Consider the following 16,114-nt stretch of genomic DNA (forward strand, 5'->3'; position numbering starts at 1 on the left):
TCACTCCTCGATTTCGTTCAGTCGGCGACCGGCCAGTGCAGCCTTCACCGAGGCGTCCATGCGCCGCGCGGCGAAGGTGTCGGTAACCTGCGCCAGGCGCCGGGTATGCAGTTCGATGACGGCGCCGTCCTGAGCCTCCAGCGCATCGCGCAGCGCCTGCATCTGCGCCTCGATGGCGACTCGCTCCTCGCTGCTCAGCAGCGCTTCGCCGTCCACCTCCAGGGCAGTCTGCACCGCCTCCAGCAGCCGCTGCGCCTCGACCTGCAGCTCGCGCAGCATGCGCGCCGCCTTGTCGCCGCCGGCATGCTCGAAGGAGTCCTTGAGCATCCGCGCGATCTCGCCGTCGGTCAGTCCGTAGGACGGCTTGACCTGTACGCTCGCCTCGACGCCGGAGCCCAGCTCGCGAGCGGAGACACCGAGCAAACCGTCGGCGTCGACCTGAAAGGTGACGCGGATCTTCGCCGCTCCCGCCACCATCGGCGGAATGCCGCGCAGCTCGAAGCGCGCCAGGGAACGGCAGTCCTTGACCAGCTCGCGCTCGCCCTGCAGGACATGGATCAGCATGGCCGTCTGGCCGTCCTTGTAGGTGGTGAAGTCCTGGGCCCGCGCCACGGGAAGGGTGGTGTTGCGCGGGATGACTTTCTCCATCAGCCCGCCCATGGTCTCCAGCCCCAGGGACAGCGGATTGACATCGAGCAGCAGCAATTCCTCGCCGTCGCGCCCGTTGCCGGCCAGGGTATCGGCCTGCAGCGCCGCGCCGATGGCGACCACCTGGTCGGGGTCGATGTCGGTCAGCGGCGGACGGTCGAACAGCTCGGCGACCGCCTGGCGCACCCGCGGCACCCGGGTAGAGCCGCCGACCATGACCACCGCGGAAATATCCTCCAGCTCGATCTCGGCATCGCGCAACGCCCGCCGGCAGGCCTTCAGGCTGCGCGCCACCAGCGGCTCGATCAGCGCATCGAAATGCTCGCGGGATAGCTCGCCCTGCCAGGGGCCACAGGCGAGCGCCACCGAGCCGCTTTCACTCAGCGCCTCCTTGGCCGCACAGGCCAGTTGCAGCAGGTGACGCTGGGTACCCGGATCAAGGTCGGCGGACAGCCCCGCCTGCTCGACGATCCAGTTGGCGATGGCATGATCGAAATCGTCGCCGCCCAGGGCGCTGTCGCCGCCAGTGGCGAGCACCTCGAAGACCCCCTGGGTCAGGCGCAGGATGGAGATGTCGAAGGTGCCGCCACCCAGGTCGTAGACTGCCACCACGCCTTCGGCGCGCCGGTCGAGGCCGTAGGCGACCGCGGCCGCGGTCGGCTCGTTGAGCAGGCGCAGCACGTTGAGGCCTGCCAGCCGCGCGGCGTCCTTGGTGGCTTGGCGCTGGGCCTCGTCGAAATAGGCCGGTACGGTGATCACCGCGCCGACCAGTTCGCCGCCGAGGGCCTCCTCGGCACGCCGGCGCAGCACCCTGAGGATCTCCGCCGACACCTCGACCGGGCTTTTCGGGCCCTGCACGGTGTCGAGGAAGGGCATGTGCGACTCGCCCTCGACGAAGCGGTACGGCAGTTGCTTGCCGAGCAGGGTGAGATCGGCGATGCCGCGCCCCATCAGGCGCTTCACCGACAGCACGGTATTCAGCGGATCGCCGGCGGCGACCGCCTTGGCCCTGCGGCCGACCTCGACCAGGCCATCGGCCCGGTAGCGCACCGCCGAGGGCAGGATCACCTCCCCGTCGGCGTCCGCCAACGACTCGGCCAGACTGCTGCGCAGCGCGGCGACCAGCGAATTGGTGGTGCCCAGGTCGATCCCCACCGCCAGACGGCGCTGGTGAGGTTGCGGGCTTTGTCCGGGTTCAGCGATCTGCAGTAGGGCCATGGCATTCAACTATCGGAGGGGCGCGGCCGGAGCGGCGCAGGGTTAGTCGTCGAGACGCTCTTCGAGCTGGCGGACTTCGGCAGAGAGCTTGTCGAGAAATTGCATGCGCCGCGCCAGGCGCTCGGCCTCGTCGCGCCGGAGCGGATCGGCCCAACAGGCGGCGAAGCCCTCGTTGAGCTGTTCCTGGGCCTGCCCGAGGCGGCGCTTGAAAGCCGCCAGCCCGCCCAGGTCGGCACCCTCCTGCAGCTCCTGCAGTTCCTCGCGCAGCTCCATCTGCTGCATGAGGAAGGCCGGATCCTGCACCGTGGTCTCCTGATGCATCTGCTCCCCCTGCAGGGCGAGCAGGTAGCGGGCCCGCTGGGACGGGCTCCTCAGCGTCTGGTAGGCCTCGTTGAGCTGGGCCGACTCCTCCAACGCCAGGCGCTGCTCGCGTTCGGAGGCCCCGGCGAAACGGTCGGGATGCACCCGGCGCACCCGCTCGCGATAGCGCGCCGCGAGTCCTTCCAGGTCCAGGCGAAAGTCCGGCTTGAGGTCGAACAGGGCGAAGTGGCTGGCGTTACCCATGCAGCTGCCTCAGATGTTGAAGCTTTCGCCGCAGCCACACTCGCCACGCACGTTCGGGTTGTTGAACTTGAAGCCCTCGTTGAGTCCTTCGCGGACGAAGTCCAGCTCGGTGCCGTCCAGGTAGACCAGGCTCTTGGGATCGATGATCACCTTGACCCCATGGCTCTCGAATACCTGGTCTTCACCCGCCAACTCGTCGACGAACTCCAGCACGTAGGCCAGGCCCGAACAACCGCTGGTGCGGACGCCCAGGCGGATACCCGCGCCCTTGCCGCGCCCGTCGAGGGAGCGGCGAACATGGCGGGCGGCAGCTTCGGTCATGGTGATGGCCATTGGGACTCCTTGACTCGACAGAATGGTTTCAGGCCAAGCCTTTCTTGTGTTTGTAGTCGCGGACGGCGGCCTTGATGGCATCCTCCGCCAGCACCGAGCAATGGATCTTGACCGGCGGCAACGCCAACTCTTCGGCGATCTGGGTGTTCTTGATGGTTTCCGCCTCGTCCAGGGTCTTGCCCTTCATCCACTCGGTGGCCAGGGAGCTGGAGGCGATGGCCGAACCGCAGCCGTAGGTCTTGAACTTGGCGTCCTCGATGACGCCCTGCTCGTTGACCTTGATCTGCAGGCGCATCACGTCGCCGCAGGCCGGAGCGCCCACCATGCCGGTGCCGACGTCCGGGTCCTCCGCGTCGAGCTTGCCGACGTTGCGCGGGTTTTCGTAGTGGTCGATGACCTTTTCACTGTAAGCCATGGTGCAACACCTCGTTAATCACGGGCAATTTCGGGGAAGAGAATCAGTGGGCCTGCCACTCGACCTTGGACAGGTCGACCCCTTCCTTGTACATGTCCCAGAGCGGCGACAGCTCGCGCAGCTTGCTGACCGCCTCGCAGACCTTCTGCGCGGCGTAGTCGACGTCCTCCTCGGTGGTGAAGCGGCCGAAGGTGAAGCGGATCGAGCTGTGCGCCAGCTCGTCGTTGCGGCCCAGGGCGCGCAGCACGTAGGACGGCTCCAGGGAAGCCGAGGTGCAGGCCGACCCCGAGGAAACCGCCAGATCCTTGAGCGCCATGATCAGCGACTCGCCTTCCACATAGTTGAAGCTGAGGTTGAGGTTGTGCGGCACTCGCGCCGTGGCGCTGCCGTTCAGGTAGAGCTCCTCGAGGGTGCCGACCTGCTCGTGGAAGCGCCGACTGAGGGCGGCGATGCGCCGGCTTTCGGCGGCCATCTCTTCCTTGGCGATGCGGAAGGCTTCGCCCATGCCGACGATCTGATGGGTCGCCAGGGTGCCGGAGCGCATGCCGCGCTCGTGGCCGCCGCCATGCATCTGCGCCTCCAGGCGCACGCGCGGCTTGCGCCGCACGTAAAGCGCGCCGATGCCCTTGGGGCCATAGGTCTTGTGGGCGGAGAAGGACATCAGGTCGACCTTCAGGTTCTCCAGGTCGATGGCCACCTTGCCGGTCGACTGCGCCGCATCGACGTGGTACAGCACGCCGCGGGAACGGGTCAGCTCGCCGATGGCGGCGATGTCGTTGATGGTGCCGATCTCGTTGTTGACGTGCATCACCGAGACCAGGATGGTGTCGTCGCGTAGCGCCGCCTCGACCATCGCCGGGGTGATCAGGCCGTCCTCGCCGGGCTCGAGATAGGTCACCTCGAAGCCTTCGCGCTCGAGTTGGCGAGTGGTGTCCAGCACCGCTTTGTGCTCGATCTTCGAGGTGACGATGTGCTTGCCCTTGCTCGCGTAGAAATGCGCGATGCCCTTGATCGCCAGGTTGTCGGACTCGGTCGCGCCGGAGGTCCAGACGATTTCCCGCGGGTCGGCGTTGACCAGCTCCGCCACCTGCCGGCGGGCGTTCTCCACCGCCTCCTCGGCTTTCCAGCCAAAGAGGTGGGAGCGCGAGGCCGGATTGCCGAAATTGCCGTCCATGGTCAGGCACTCGCTCATCTTCTGCGCCACCCGCGGGTCGACCGGGGTGGTGGCGGAATAATCCAGGTAAATCGGCAACTTCATGAGGCTCTCCTGTCGGGCTGGCATCCGACTCATTCGATGGCGGACGCTTCGATCTTTTCGGCACGCGGCAGCGGGCAGCCGCCCTGGCGCCGATCCTGCAGGCGGGCGAGATCCTGGACGTCGCTGCGGGCGACCAGGTCGGCCAGGCTGATGCCGCTGAGAAATTCGTGGATCTGGTGACTGAGGTCGCACCAGAGGTAATGGGTCAGGCAGACCTCCCCCGAATGGCAGCCGCGATCACCCTGGCAGCGGGTCACATCCACCGACTCGTTGACCGCGTCGATGACTTCGGCCACCTGGATGTCGGCCATGCCGCGGGACAGCTGGTAGCCGCCGCCGGGACCGCGGACGCTGGTCACCAGGCTGTTGCGCCGCAGCTTGGCGAACAACTGCTCCAGATAGGAAAGGGAAATGCCCTGGCGCTCGGAAATATCGGCGAGGGAGACGGGGCCGCTCTGGGCGTGCAGAGCCAGATCGAGCATGGCCGTGACGGCATACCGGCCCTTGGTTGTCAGTCGCATGATCGCTACCAGGGAATCGCTGATTTGCGTCCAGTATGCAATACCCGAGTACCAGGATCAACTATAAATCCTTCCAATTTACTCGGAATTGCTCTGCCCCGGCGGCCGGCGCGCAGAGATCAGGCTGGCGGCTTGCCGCCCTCCTCCTTGACCCCGGCGAAATCCTCCTCGCGCAGCGCGGGCAGCTCCTTCGCACAGTAATCGCTGCCCAGCGCCTTGAGCGCCTGGCACATGCCCTCGAGGCGCTCGTCGACCGCCTGCAGATGGTCGAGCAACTGGCCGATGGCGTGCGCCACCGGGTCCGGCATGCTCTGGCCAAGGGCGTAGGCGTCGAAGCCGTACTTCTCGGCGAGCGCCTGGCGCCTGGCTTCCTGCTCGTCGTCCGACCGGGCAATGATGCGCCCGGGAATCCCCACCGCCGTGGCGCCGGCCGGCACCGCCCGGGTCACCACGGCGTTGGACCCGATCTTGGCGCCGGCGCCGACGGTGAAGGGACCGAGGATCTTCGCCCCGGCACCGACGACCACCCCATCCTCCAGGGTCGGGTGGCGCTTGCCCTTGTTCCAGCTGGTGCCGCCCAGGGTCACGCCATGGTAGAGGGTGACGTCGTCGCCGATCTCGGCGGTCTCGCCGATCACCACGCCCATGCCGTGGTCGATGAAAAAGCGCCGGCCGATTCGCGCCCCCGGATGGATCTCGATACCGGTCAACCAGCGACTCACATGCGAGACCAGTCGCGCCAGCAGCTTCCAGTCGGCGCACCACAGCCCGTGCGCCAGCCGGTGCAGCCACACGGCATGCAGCCCCGGATAGCAGATCAGCACCTCGAGGGCATTACGGGCGGCAGGATCGCGACGGAAAACGCTCCGGATATCTTCTCGCATGCGCTCGAACATCACTGCTTTCTCCGCGTATGGGCCTCGCCGCGGGCCGCCTTCTGGGTTTCCGTCAGGATGCCGCGCAGGATATTCATCTCCAGCTTGCTGATGCCGCTGCGCCCGTACAGCCGACGCAGGCGCGACATCAGGTGGCGCGGCTTTTCCGGGTCGAGGAAGCCGATCTCCACCAGAGTGCCCTCCAGATGCCCGTAGAACAGCTCCAGCTCATCCATGGTGGCCGGCTGGGCATTGAGCATCGCCGTGGTTTCCAGTTTTTCCTGCTTGCTCGGCAGGCCCTCGGCCGCCAGCCAGGCCATACGCACCTCGTAGGCCAGCACTTGGACCGCCGCCGCCAGATTGAGCGAACTGAACGCAGGATCGGAAGGAATGTGCACATGGAACTGGCAGCGCTGCAGCTCCTCGTTGGTCAACCCGGCGTACTCGCGGCCGAACACCAGAGCCACCTCGGCGCCCTGCCCGACCTGCTCCAGACAGGTTGTCGCGCACTCGCGCGGGTCCACCAGCGGCCAGGGAATCCGCCGCTCGCGGGCACTGGTGCCGAGCGCCAGGCTGCAGCCGACCAGCGCCTCCTCCAGGGTGGCGACCACCTGCGCGCCCTCCAGAATATCGGTGGCGCCGGAGGCCCGGGCAACCGCCTCGCTACTCGGAAAGTCCTCGGGATCGACCAGATAGAGGCGGCTCAGCCCCATGTTCTTCATGGCGCGGGCTGCCCCGCCGATATTGCCGGGATGGCTGGTATTCACCAGGACGACGCGAATGTTCTGCAGCAACACCAGCTCCACAAGGCTACACGGTCGAAGGGGCTGGAATCTTACAGAAGCCGGGTAGCGAACGCCACGCGACCCCGGCCACTGCATAGCCCACCCGTTTCTGCTAGTATGGCCGGCTTTCTTTAACGACCCAGGTGAACCTCCATGCAGCCCATGCTGAATATCGCGCTGCGCGCGGCCCGCAGCGCCGGCGAACTGATCTTCCGCTCCATCGAACGCCTGGACGTCATCTCGGTCGACGAGAAGGACGCCAAGGACTACGTCAGCGAAGTGGATCGCGCGGCGGAGCAGACCATCATCGCCACCCTGCGCAAGGCCTACCCGAACCACACCATCCTCGGCGAGGAAGGCGGGCTGCTACCGGGCAGCGGCGAGGGCGCCGACTACCAGTGGATCATCGACCCACTGGACGGCACCACCAACTTCCTGCGCGGCGTGCCGCACTACGCCGTGAGCATCGCCTGCAAGCACAAGGGTCGCCTGGAGCACGCCGTGGTGCTCGACCCCATCCGCCAGGAGGAGTTCACCGCCAGCCGTGGCCGCGGCGCCGCCCTCAACGGCCGGCGCATCCGCGTCAGCCCGCGCAAGAGCCTGGACGGCGCCCTGCTGGGCACTGGCTTCCCGTTCCGCGACGGCCAGCTCGAATACCTCGACAACTACCTGGGCATGTTCCGCGCACTGACCGGCCAGACCGCCGGCATCCGCCGTGCCGGCGCCGCCAGCCTGGACCTGGCCTACGTCGCCGCCGGCCGCTACGACGCCTTCTGGGAGTTCGGCCTGTCCGAATGGGACATGGCCGCCGGCGCCCTGCTGATCCAGGAAGCGGGCGGCCTGGTGAGCGACTTCACCGGCGGTCACGAATTCCTCGAGAAGGGCCATGTGGTAGCCGGCAATACCAAGTGCTTCAAGGCCGTGCTGACCGCCATCCAGCCGCACCTGCCGCACGCGCTGAAGCGCTGAAGCGACAGCGGCAAAATAAAAAACCCGCAATTGCGGGTTTTTTATTGACCTGAAAAGACACGGCCGGACCGGCCGCCTACCACACGGCGGACGTCTCCTCGCGGGTCAGCAGCAGCCGACCGTTGCGCACCGGGATTCGCGCGCCGGGCTGGTGATCCATGCGCACCCAGCCGACCTCCTGGCCCAGACGGTATTTCACGTCGTAGCCGACCACCCCGTCGTCTCCATCCGCCACGCTATCGCAGCGGGTTTCGGGGCCGGCCTGGGTATTGCGAGCCTGCATGGTTTCCTGAATCTTGTTGCCGGCATAACCGCCGGCGACCGCCCCAGCCACGGCGGCGAGCTTCTTTCCACCGCCGCTACCGATCTGGCTACCCAGCAGGCCACCCGCCACCGCACCGATCAGCGTGCCGGCGATCTGATGCTGATCCGCTACCTGGGCCGGGCGGCTCACCTCGACCTCCCGGCAGGCCTCCCGCGGCGCTCCGCCGTCATCCCTGATCGGCTGCACCGCCAGCACGTCGGCGTATTCCGGCTCGCGCTCGTCCAAGGGGTAGGCGGACACCACCCCACTCGCCATCAGCCCCACCGCACCGAGCACCACCCCCACGATCATTGCCTTGCTCATCACGGTCTCCTGCCTGCGCTCAACCCACCGCTGACGGAGGGCGCCGACAGTTGGACCGCCGTCCCATTTGGCGGTTCCGCTTTGCCCGACCTCAGGGGCGCAGGTCCGCCTTGCTCTCCTCGACAGCCGGAGGAATCAGGTCGTCGCGGGTCAGCTTCAGCCAGATCAGCGAGATGTTGGCGATATACACCGAGGAATAGGTCCCCGCCGCCACGCCGATGAACAGCGCCAGGGAGAAGCCCCAGAGCGCCTCGCCGCCGAACAGCATCAGCGCCAACACCGCCAGCAGGGTGGAGATCGAGGTCGCCATGGTCCGCAGCAGCGTCTGGGTCGTGGAGATGTTGATGTTCTCGACCAGCTCGGCCTTGCGCAGCAGGCGGAAGTTCTCGCGGATACGGTCGAACACCACGATGGTGTCGTTCAGCGAATAGCCGATGATTGCCAGCACCGCCGCCAGCACGGTGAGATCGAAGGGGATCTGGAAGAGGGAGAACACGCCGAGGGTGACGATGACGTCGTGGAACAGGGACAGCACCGCGCCACAGCCGAACTTCCACTGGAAGCGGAAAGCCACGTAGACCAGGATGCCGAGCAGCGCCAGCAGCATGCCCAGCCCTCCCTGGTCGCGCAGCTCCTCGCCCACCGCCGGGCCGACGAACTCGGCACGCTTGACCGTCATCGGGTTGTCGACAGCGGACTGACGCAGCGCCGTCGCCACCTTCTCGCCCAGATGCGGATCGTCGCCCTTCAGGCGCACCAGCACGTCGGTGGTCGCCCCGAAACTCTGCACCAGGGCATCGCCGTAACCGGCCTCGCTCAGTTCGGCACGCACGCTCGCCAGCTCGACGGGGCGCTCGTAGGTCAGCTCGATGAGGGTGCCGCCGGTGAAGTCCAGGCCGAAATTCAGACCCCGAATCGCCAGGCTGGCCAGGGACACCAAGGTCACCGCCAGGGTGGCGATGAAGGCCGCCCGGCGGATGCCCATGAAATTGATTACGCGTTTCATGCCGAACCCCTCAAATCCACAGTTTCTTCAGATCGCGGCCACCGTAGATCAGGTTGACCATGCCGCGGGTCACCATGATGGCGGTGAACATGGAGGTAGCGATCCCCAGCGACATGGTCACAGCGAAGCCCTTGACCGGCCCGGTGCCCATGGCGAAGAGGATCCCGCCCACCAGCAGGGTGGTCAGGTTGCCGTCGAGAATCGCCGAGAAGGCACGGTCGAAGCCCTCGTGGATGGCTCGCTGGATCGACAGACCGTTGGCGATCTCCTCGCGGATGCGCGAGAAGATCAGCACGTTGGCATCCACCGCCATGCCCATGGTCAGGACGATGCCGGCGATCCCCGGCAGGGTCAGGGTCGCGCCGAGCAACGACATCAGCGCCACCAGCAGCACCATGTTGAAGGCCAGCGCCACGGTGGCCAGCAGGCCGAAGAACTTGTAGATGACCAGAATGAACAGGCCGACGAAGAGGAAGCCCCACAGCGAGGCCTGGATGCCCAGCTGGACGTTCTCCGCGCCCAGACTCGGGCCCAGGGTGCGCTCCTCGGCGAAGTACATCGGCGCCGCCAGGCCGCCAGCGCGCAGCAGTAGCGCCAGTTCCGAGGACTCGCCCTGGCCGTTGAGGCCGGTGATGCGGAACTGGCTGCCCAGCGCCGACTGGACGGTCGCCAGACTGATGATCTTCTTCTCCTCGCGGAAGCTATCGACCGCCACATCCTGCTCGACGCCGTCGACCGTCTGCTTGACGTAGCGGGTCACCGGCTTCTGCTCGATGAACAGCACCGCCATGCTGCGCCCGACGCTGTTACGGGTCGCCCGGTTCATCAGCTCGCCGCCATGGCCGTCGAGGCGGATGTTCACCTGCGGCCGACCGTTCTCGTCGAAACTGGCCTGGGCGTCGGTCACCTGATCGCCAGTGATGATCAGACCGCGCTCCAGCGCCACCGGCGGACGCCCCCCCTCGCGGAAGTCGAAGGTCTCGGTCGCGGCGCGCACGGCATCGGGCTCGGCGGCCATGCGGAACTCCAGGTTGGCGGTCTTGCCGAGAATCCGCTTGGCTTCGGCGGTGTCCTGCACGCCGGGCAGCTCGACCACGATACGATTGGCCCCCTGGCGCTGCACCAACGGTTCGGACACGCCCAGCTCGTTGACCCGGTTGCGCACCGTGGTCAGGTTCTGCTTGATCGAGTACTCGCGGATCTCCGCGAGCTTGGCCGGGGTCAGCGTCAGGCGCAGCACCTGCTGGTCGTTGCGCTCGGCCGCACTCTGCTCGAAATCGGTGAAGTTCTTGCGCAGCAACGCCTGCGCCTGCTCCAGCTGTTCCCTGTCGGCAAAGCCCAGCTGAATGGCGCCGTCCTGCTGCGGCAGGCTGCGGTAGCGCTGATGCTCCTTGCGCAGCAGGCTCTTCACTTCGCTTTCATATACCTTCAGGCGCGCATCCAGCGCCTTGTCCATATCCACTTCGAGCAGGAAGTGCACGCCGCCGGACAGGTCCAGGCCCAGCTTCATCGGGCTGGCGCCCAGCGCGCGCAGCCAGCCGGGAGTGGTCGGGGCCAGGTTCAGCGCCACCACGTACTCGTCGCCGAGCACCTTGCGCGCCACGTCCTTGGCCTTCAGCTGCTGCGCCTGGTCGATCAGGCGCAGCAGCCCGGCCTTGCCTTCGTTGGCCAGGCTGCTCGCCTTGACGGCGATGCCGGCCTCGGCCAGCGCCTTGCCGACACGCTCGAGATCGCCCTGCCCGATCGGCCGGGCCGTGCTTGCCCCACTGATCTGGATGGCGGGGTCGTCGGGAAAGAGGTTGGGTGCGGAATAGACGATGCCGACCAGCAGCACGGCCAGGATCAGCAGATACTTCCACAGGGGATACTTGTTGAGCATGACGCCGTCCGATTGAGACGCGGGGCGCCTTGCGCGCCCCGTCATGGATGAAGGGAGTGGAGCTTAGATGGCTTTCAGGGTGCCCTTGGGCAGGGAGGCGACGATCGCGCCCTTCTGGATCTTCAGCTCCACGGTATCGGAGACTTCCAGCACGATGAAATCGTCGGCCACCTTGCTTACCCGCCCGGCGATGCCGCCGCTGGTCACCACTTCGTCGCCTTTCTGCAGGCCGCCCAGCAGGTTCTTGTGCTCCTTGGCACGCTTGGCCTGGGGACGCCAGATCATGAAGTAGAAGATGACCAGGAAGCCGACCAGAAAGATCCACTCGAAACCGGTGCCCGGCGGGGCGCCTGCGGGAGCAGCGGCTTCGGCATAGGCGGCGGGAATCAGAAAACTCATGTAGCGCTCCTGTTGGAAGGATTCGGAAAGGACGTCTGACTCAAGTCAGCGGCGGCACCGGCAGACCACGCCGGGCGTAGAAGGAATCGACGAAGGCGGCCAATTTACCCTGTTGAATAGCCTCGCGCAAACCAGCCATCAGACGCTGGTAATGCCGCAAGTTGTGGATTGTATTCAACATGCTGCCCAACATTTCGCCGCATTTGTCCAGATGATGCAGATAGGCGCGGGAGAAATGTTTGCAGGTGTAACAGTCGCAGGCCGGGTCCAACGGCGACTCGTCGTGCCGGTGCACCGCGTTGCGGATCTTCAGCACCCCCGTATCGACGAACAGATGGCCGTTGCGGGCATTGCGGGTCGGCATCACGCAGTCGAACATGTCGACCCCCCGGCGCACGCCCTCGACCAGATCCTCCGGCTTGCCCACGCCCATCAGGTAGCGCGGCTTGTCGGCCGGCAGCTGCGGCGGCAGGAAATCCAGCACGCGGATCATCTCCTCCTTCGGCTCGCCGACCGAGAGACCGCCGATAGCCAGGCCGTCGAAGCCGATCTCCTCGAGCCCTTCCAGCGAGCGCAGGCGCAGATCCTCGTGCATGCCGCCTTGGACGATGCCGAACAGCGCCGCCGGACTGCCCTCGTGGGCGACCTTCGAGCGCTTCGCCCAGCGCAGCGACAGCTCCATGGAGCGCCGCGCCACCTCCTCGTCGGCCGGATAGGGCGTGCACTCGTCGAAGATCATCACGATGTCCGAGCCGAGTTCGCGCTGCACCTGCATCGACTCCTCCGGCCCCATGAACACCTTGGCGCCGTCCACCGGCGAGGCGAAATACACACCCTCCTCCTTGATCTTGCGCAGCGCCCCCAGGCTGAACACCTGAAAACCGCCGGAATCGGTGAGGATCGGTCCCTGCCACTGCATGAAGTCGTGCAGGTCGCCGTGCCGGCGGATCACCTCGGTGCCCGGCCGCAGCCAGAGGTGGAAGGTGTTGCCGAGGATGATCTGCGCGCCGATCGCCTCGATGTCGCGCGGCAGCATGCCCTTCACCGTGCCATAGGTGCCCACCGGCATGAACGCCGGGGTCTCGACCACCCCGCGGGGAAAGGTCAGACGACCACGGCGGGCCTTGCCGTCGGTGGCCAGCAACTCGAAGGACATATGGCTCATGGGGTTTCCTCGGGACCGCGGGGAGCGGGATTGCGGGTGATGAACATGGCATCGCCGTAGCTGAAGAAGCGATAGCCCTGCTCCACGGCAGCCGCATAGGCGGCCATGGTCTCTGGATACCCGGCGAAGGCCGACACCAGCATCAGCAGGGTGGATTCGGGCAGATGGAAATTGGTCACCAAGGCATCGACCACATGAAAGGGCCGCCCCGGATAGATGAAGATGTCGGTATCGCCGCTGAACGGTTTGAGCACGCCATCGCGCGCCGCGCTCTCCAGCGAACGCACGCTGGTAGTGCCGACCGCGATCACCCGGCCGTCGCGGGCCCGACAGGCCGCCACGGCATCGACCACGTCCGGGCCGACTTCCAGCCACTCGCGGTGCATGTGGTGATCCTCGATGCGCTCGACGCGCACCGGCTGGAAGGTGCCGGCACCGACGTGCAGGGTGACGAAGGCGGTATCCACGCCCTTCTCGCGGATCGCCGCGAGCAGCCCCTCGTCGAAGTGCAGACCGGCGGTGGGCGCCGCCACCGCACCGGCGCGCTCGGCATACACCGTCTGATAGCGCTCGCGGTCGGCCGCCTCGTCGGGGCGATCTATATAAGGAGGCAACGGCATGTGCCCGACGCGCTCCAGCAGGGGCAGCACGCTCTGGTCGAAACGCAGCTCGAACAGGGCATCGTGGCGGGCGAGCATCAGTGCCTCGCCACCGCCCTCGATGAGGATCTTCGAGCCGGGCTTGGGCGACTTGCTGGCGCGCACATGGGCGAGTACCCGGTCGTCGTCCAGCACCCGCTCGACGAGGATTTCCAGCCTACCGCCGGTAGCCTTCTGCCCGAACAGGCGTGCGGGAATCACCCGGGTGTCGTTGAACACCATCAGATCGCCCGCCCGGAGATAATCGAGCAGATCGGCGAAGCGCCGGTGCTCCAGCCCCCCGCTTGCCCCATCGAGCACCAGCAGCCGACTGGCACGACGCTCGGCCAGCGGATGGCGGGCAATCAGGGACTCGGGAAGTTCAAAATGGAAATCGGCGACGCGCATGGCAGAAAGGTCAGCTTTTCGGGGCGCAAAGCTTACCGGAAACTATTCCGGGTGACCACGCAACCCGATTGACCCAACCCGCCCGCCTCCCTATACTGCGCCGCCATTGTGCCTCGGTGGCGGAATCGGTAGACGCGGCGGATTCAAAATCCGTTTCTGGCGACAGAGTGAGAGTTCGAGTCTCTCCCGGGGCACCACACCATTATCCCAAGCGTTGCCAAACGCACCGGGAACCCCAGAAAACCGGCCTCTGAGCCGGTTTTTTGTTGTCTATGCTTCCCATACCTTCCCTTGTAAGCCCAAACAATTGGGGGCCTAATTGGTGGCCTCTGAGTTCGGTCAAGGAAAAGGCCCCCACAATGGACGCAAAACCAGACGCTGCAAGCCTTGCAGCGGCACCCGCGAAATCGAAGCCGTACAAGATCACGATTGGCCAAGGGCTTGCCCTGCTGGTAAACCCGAGCGACTCCAAGCAATGGCGCTTCCGTTATCGCTTCGGTGGGGTAGCCAAGAGCCTGAGCATGGGAGCCTGCCGTGTCGCTGGAGCAGGCCATCCAAGCCCGTGACGAAGCCCGCACCATGGTCACGGCTGGCAACGATCCAAGCGAAGTCCGCAAGACAGAACGGGCAGCGCGCCAAGCACAACGGGCAAGGGCAAAAGCCTTTCGCCTGGTGCTGACCCTGGACAACGCCCTGACCATCGAAACGCCCAACCAGATACTGCGCCTGACGCCGGAGCAGACCGCCGCCGTCCGCGCCTTCCTGCTGGCTGCCGATCCGGAGAGCAATGGCTATGCCCCTGACTGACAGTGCCATCAAGATCGCCAAGCCCAAAGAGAAGCCCTACAAGCTGAGCGACGCCCAAGGGCTGTACCTGGAAATCACTCCGAACGGCTCCAAGCTGTGGCGGCTCAAGTATCGGGTGGCCGGCAAGGAGAAAAAGCTCGCCCTGGGCGCCTACCCTGCTGTCAGCCTACAGAAAGCCCGCCAACTGCTGGCCGAGGGCAAAGACCCCGGCGCCGAGCGCCAGGCCGACAAGGAGGCCCAGCAGAGCAACGGCCTGACCTTCGAGACGCTGGCGCGGGAGTGGCATGCCTACCGGGCGCCGCGCTGGGCGAAGTCCACCGCCGACAAGACCGCCGCCTATCTGGCGTCGGACCTGCTGCCCGCCCTGGGGAAGCGTCCGGTGAAGGCGATCACCCGCCCCGAGCTGGTGGAGCTGCTGCGCGGGATCGAGGACCGCGGCGCGCACAACGTCGCCAAGAAATGCCGCCAGTGGCTGAGCCAGATATTTCGCTTCGGGCTGGCCAAGGGCAGCGTAAACACCAACCCGGCCACCGATCTGGACGTAGTGGCGGCCCATGCGCCGGCCACTCGCCATCACCCACACGTCACCTTTGCCGAGTTACCCGAGCTGCTGGGCAAGATCGAGAGCGCCAGCATCAACGTCCTAACCCGCCACGCCATTCGCCTGCTGGTGCTGACCGGAGTTCGCCCGGGTGAGCTGCGCGCCGCCCCCTGGCCAGAGCTCGACCTCGAGGCCGCCGTCTGGACGATCCCGAAAGAGCGCATGAAGGCCCGCCGCCCGCATGTAGTCCCCCTGCCCCGCCAGGCCGTGGCCATCCTGCGCCAGCTGCAAGAGATCACCGGGGGCTACGCGCTGGTCTTCGCCGGTCGCAACAACAGCGCCCGCCCGATGAGCGAGAACACGGTGAACAAGGCCCTGGCCGATGCCGGCTACCGGGGCCGCCAGACCGGCCACGGCTTCCGCCACCTGCTGAGTACCGAACTCAACAGCCGCGGTTACAACCGGGACTGGATCGAGCGCCAGCTCGCCCACGGCGATGCCGACGAGATGCGCGACACCTACAACCACGCCACCTACCTGGAGCAGCGCCGGGACATGATGCAAGCCTGGGCCGACTCGATAGACGCGCTGTGTGCTGGCGCCAACGTGGTGAGCATCAAGATGTCAACGCCGACTGAAAACTGACCCACTTTGGCCCTCATTTGCCGAAGTAATAATGACCCACCTGGATCACTCGGGTTTACGGTTCTGGCGCAGGGCTATCGCACGAAGCCAAGCATTCTCATTTGAGTCCCAGAAGCTCGGCCCGATAGTCATCCGAGGTGTTGGCGATGAGCCGACGAGTCTTGAGGCTGCCCTTGCGCTGGCTCGGGTCCAGGCGGAGCAGGTTCAGCGCCAGTCGCTTCAGCGTCGCCAGGTTATGGGCCGCATGGGCGGTACGCGCGCGCATCAGGTCATCGGCAAACACCACGTCCAGGCACCAGTGCACGCGGTTCTCGATGCCCCAATGCTGGCGGATCGCCGATGCCAGTCGCTCGGCATCCGGCACCAGGCTGCTGATGTAGTAACGCCGCTCATGCGAAACCTTGCCCTGCAG

Annotated in this window: 19 protein-coding genes and 1 tRNA gene; 5 read left to right on the forward strand and 15 right to left on the reverse strand. The window is 66.1% G+C overall.

Translation table 11 applies throughout. The features are described 5' to 3' along the window. From hscA to trmJ, 8 genes are all read right to left on the reverse strand, one after another. Entirely contained in the window at nt 1-1,866 is a 1,866-nt protein-coding gene (hscA, locus tag BMY22_RS16495; protein ID WP_090623904.1) for a Fe-S protein assembly chaperone HscA, read from the reverse strand. Nucleotides 1,867-1,908: 42 nt separating this feature from the next. Next, nucleotides 1,909-2,430 carry a co-chaperone HscB gene (hscB, locus tag BMY22_RS16500; protein ID WP_090623905.1) on the reverse strand — a complete coding sequence of 174 codons (522 nt, stop codon included), beginning with the start codon at nt 2,428-2,430 and terminating at the stop codon, nt 1,909-1,911. 9 nt (nt 2,431-2,439) lie between these two features. Beyond that, nucleotides 2,440-2,763, reverse strand: a complete 324-nt coding sequence (gene iscA, locus BMY22_RS16505) for an iron-sulfur cluster assembly protein IscA (protein ID WP_090623907.1) — start codon at nt 2,761-2,763, stop codon at nt 2,440-2,442. A 28-nt stretch (nt 2,764-2,791) separates the two neighbouring features. Further along, nucleotides 2,792-3,178 (reverse strand): Fe-S cluster assembly scaffold IscU, encoded by a 387-nt coding sequence (gene iscU / locus BMY22_RS16510; protein WP_090623908.1) that lies wholly within the window; start codon nt 3,176-3,178, stop codon nt 2,792-2,794. A 43-nt stretch (nt 3,179-3,221) separates the two neighbouring features. Continuing rightward, on the reverse strand, nt 3,222-4,436 hold the full coding sequence (locus tag BMY22_RS16515; protein WP_090623910.1) for an IscS subfamily cysteine desulfurase: 1,215 nt from the start codon (nt 4,434-4,436) through the stop codon (nt 3,222-3,224). A gap of 29 nt (nt 4,437-4,465) precedes the next feature. Then, the gene (iscR, locus tag BMY22_RS16520) at nt 4,466-4,957 is read right to left on the reverse strand and encodes a Fe-S cluster assembly transcriptional regulator IscR (protein WP_090623911.1); all 492 of its coding nucleotides are present in this window, start codon (nt 4,955-4,957) and stop codon (nt 4,466-4,468) included. Between the two features lie 119 nt (nt 4,958-5,076). After that, nucleotides 5,077-5,853 (reverse strand): serine O-acetyltransferase, encoded by a 777-nt coding sequence (gene cysE, locus BMY22_RS16525; protein WP_090623913.1) that lies wholly within the window; start codon nt 5,851-5,853, stop codon nt 5,077-5,079. After that, a complete protein-coding gene (trmJ, locus tag BMY22_RS16530; protein ID WP_090623925.1) occupies nt 5,853-6,629 on the reverse strand; it encodes a tRNA (cytosine(32)/uridine(32)-2'-O)-methyltransferase TrmJ in 777 nt (258 codons plus the stop codon). Before trmJ ends, cysE begins: the two co-directional genes overlap by 1 nt. Nucleotides 6,630-6,770: 141 nt before the next feature. Between trmJ and suhB the strand changes: the two genes are divergently transcribed. Beyond that, nucleotides 6,771-7,586, forward strand: a complete 816-nt coding sequence (gene suhB / locus BMY22_RS16535) for a type III secretion system regulator SuhB (RefSeq protein WP_090623914.1) — start codon at nt 6,771-6,773, stop codon at nt 7,584-7,586. A gap of 76 nt (nt 7,587-7,662) precedes the next feature. Here the strand turns inward: suhB and BMY22_RS16540 are convergent, their stop codons facing one another. From BMY22_RS16540 to queA, 6 genes are all read right to left on the reverse strand, one after another. Then, nucleotides 7,663-8,214 (reverse strand): glycine zipper 2TM domain-containing protein, encoded by a 552-nt coding sequence (locus BMY22_RS16540; RefSeq protein ID WP_090623916.1) that lies wholly within the window; start codon nt 8,212-8,214, stop codon nt 7,663-7,665. Nucleotides 8,215-8,305: 91 nt separating this feature from the next. After that, nucleotides 8,306-9,220, reverse strand: a complete 915-nt coding sequence (secF, locus tag BMY22_RS16545) for a protein translocase subunit SecF (protein ID WP_090623917.1) — start codon at nt 9,218-9,220, stop codon at nt 8,306-8,308. A 10-nt stretch (nt 9,221-9,230) separates the two neighbouring features. Then, a complete protein-coding gene (gene secD, locus BMY22_RS16550; RefSeq protein WP_090623919.1) occupies nt 9,231-11,099 on the reverse strand; it encodes a protein translocase subunit SecD in 1,869 nt (622 codons plus the stop codon). Nucleotides 11,100-11,162: 63 nt separating this feature from the next. Next, nucleotides 11,163-11,498, reverse strand: coding sequence for a preprotein translocase subunit YajC (gene yajC / locus BMY22_RS16555; RefSeq protein WP_039802399.1), 336 nt, complete (start codon nt 11,496-11,498; stop codon nt 11,163-11,165). A gap of 40 nt (nt 11,499-11,538) precedes the next feature. Further along, entirely contained in the window at nt 11,539-12,654 is a 1,116-nt protein-coding gene (gene tgt, locus BMY22_RS16560; protein WP_090623926.1) for a tRNA guanosine(34) transglycosylase Tgt, read from the reverse strand. A 5-nt stretch (nt 12,655-12,659) separates the two neighbouring features. Next, nucleotides 12,660-13,709 (reverse strand): tRNA preQ1(34) S-adenosylmethionine ribosyltransferase-isomerase QueA, encoded by a 1,050-nt coding sequence (gene queA, locus BMY22_RS16565; RefSeq protein WP_090623920.1) that lies wholly within the window; start codon nt 13,707-13,709, stop codon nt 12,660-12,662. Nucleotides 13,710-13,819: 110 nt separating this feature from the next. Between queA and BMY22_RS16570 the strand changes: the two genes are divergently transcribed. The 4 genes from BMY22_RS16570 to BMY22_RS16580 all read left to right on the forward strand — a co-directional run bounded on the left by BMY22_RS16570 (nt 13,820) and on the right by BMY22_RS16580 (nt 15,702). Further along, nucleotides 13,820-13,906, forward strand: a tRNA-Leu gene (locus BMY22_RS16570). A gap of 162 nt (nt 13,907-14,068) precedes the next feature. Beyond that, nucleotides 14,069-14,275 (forward strand): Arm DNA-binding domain-containing protein, encoded by a 207-nt coding sequence (locus tag BMY22_RS25400; RefSeq protein WP_425265979.1) that lies wholly within the window; start codon nt 14,069-14,071, stop codon nt 14,273-14,275. Continuing rightward, nucleotides 14,244-14,516, forward strand: coding sequence for a hypothetical protein (locus BMY22_RS24690; RefSeq protein ID WP_208599313.1), 273 nt, complete (start codon nt 14,244-14,246; stop codon nt 14,514-14,516). Before BMY22_RS25400 ends, BMY22_RS24690 begins: the two co-directional genes overlap by 32 nt. Further along, nucleotides 14,503-15,702 (forward strand): tyrosine-type recombinase/integrase, encoded by a 1,200-nt coding sequence (locus BMY22_RS16580; RefSeq protein WP_090623922.1) that lies wholly within the window; start codon nt 14,503-14,505, stop codon nt 15,700-15,702. Before BMY22_RS24690 ends, BMY22_RS16580 begins: the two co-directional genes overlap by 14 nt. 97 nt (nt 15,703-15,799) lie before the next feature. Here BMY22_RS16580 and BMY22_RS16585 read toward each other — a convergent pair. Continuing rightward, a partial coding sequence (locus BMY22_RS16585; protein ID WP_143068518.1) for an ISAs1 family transposase occupies nt 15,800-16,114 on the reverse strand: 315 nt, incomplete at its 5' end.

This window comes from Azotobacter beijerinckii, from assembly GCF_900110885.1.
Taxonomy (GTDB): Bacteria; Pseudomonadota; Gammaproteobacteria; order Pseudomonadales; family Pseudomonadaceae; genus Azotobacter; species Azotobacter beijerinckii.

Bases quoted from the DNA above. Each gene is read 5' to 3' on its own strand.
- hscA (WP_090623904.1), bottom strand. From the start codon at position 1,866: ATGGCCCTACTGCAGATCGCTGAACCCGGACAAAGCCCGCAACCTCAC.
- hscB (WP_090623905.1), bottom strand. From the start codon at position 2,430: ATGGGTAACGCCAGCCACTTCGCCCTGTTCGACCTCAAGCCGGACTTT.
- iscA (WP_090623907.1), bottom strand. From the start codon at position 2,763: ATGGCCATCACCATGACCGAAGCTGCCGCCCGCCATGTTCGCCGCTCC.
- iscU (WP_090623908.1), bottom strand. From the start codon at position 3,178: ATGGCTTACAGTGAAAAGGTCATCGACCACTACGAAAACCCGCGCAAC.
- BMY22_RS16515 (WP_090623910.1), bottom strand. From the start codon at position 4,436: ATGAAGTTGCCGATTTACCTGGATTATTCCGCCACCACCCCGGTCGAC.
- iscR (WP_090623911.1), bottom strand. From the start codon at position 4,957: ATGCGACTGACAACCAAGGGCCGGTATGCCGTCACGGCCATGCTCGAT.
- cysE (WP_090623913.1), bottom strand. From the start codon at position 5,853: ATGTTCGAGCGCATGCGAGAAGATATCCGGAGCGTTTTCCGTCGCGAT.
- suhB (WP_090623914.1), top strand. From the start codon at position 6,771: ATGCAGCCCATGCTGAATATCGCGCTGCGCGCGGCCCGCAGCGCCGGC.
- BMY22_RS16540 (WP_090623916.1), bottom strand. From the start codon at position 8,214: ATGAGCAAGGCAATGATCGTGGGGGTGGTGCTCGGTGCGGTGGGGCTG.
- secF (WP_090623917.1), bottom strand. From the start codon at position 9,220: ATGAAACGCGTAATCAATTTCATGGGCATCCGCCGGGCGGCCTTCATC.
- secD (WP_090623919.1), bottom strand. From the start codon at position 11,099: ATGCTCAACAAGTATCCCCTGTGGAAGTATCTGCTGATCCTGGCCGTG.
- yajC (WP_039802399.1), bottom strand. From the start codon at position 11,498: ATGAGTTTTCTGATTCCCGCCGCCTATGCCGAAGCCGCTGCTCCCGCA.
- tgt (WP_090623926.1), bottom strand. From the start codon at position 12,654: ATGTCCTTCGAGTTGCTGGCCACCGACGGCAAGGCCCGCCGTGGTCGT.
- queA (WP_090623920.1), bottom strand. From the start codon at position 13,709: ATGCGCGTCGCCGATTTCCATTTTGAACTTCCCGAGTCCCTGATTGCC.
- BMY22_RS25400 (WP_425265979.1), top strand. From the start codon at position 14,069: ATGGACGCAAAACCAGACGCTGCAAGCCTTGCAGCGGCACCCGCGAAA.
- BMY22_RS16580 (WP_090623922.1), top strand. From the start codon at position 14,503: ATGCCCCTGACTGACAGTGCCATCAAGATCGCCAAGCCCAAAGAGAAG.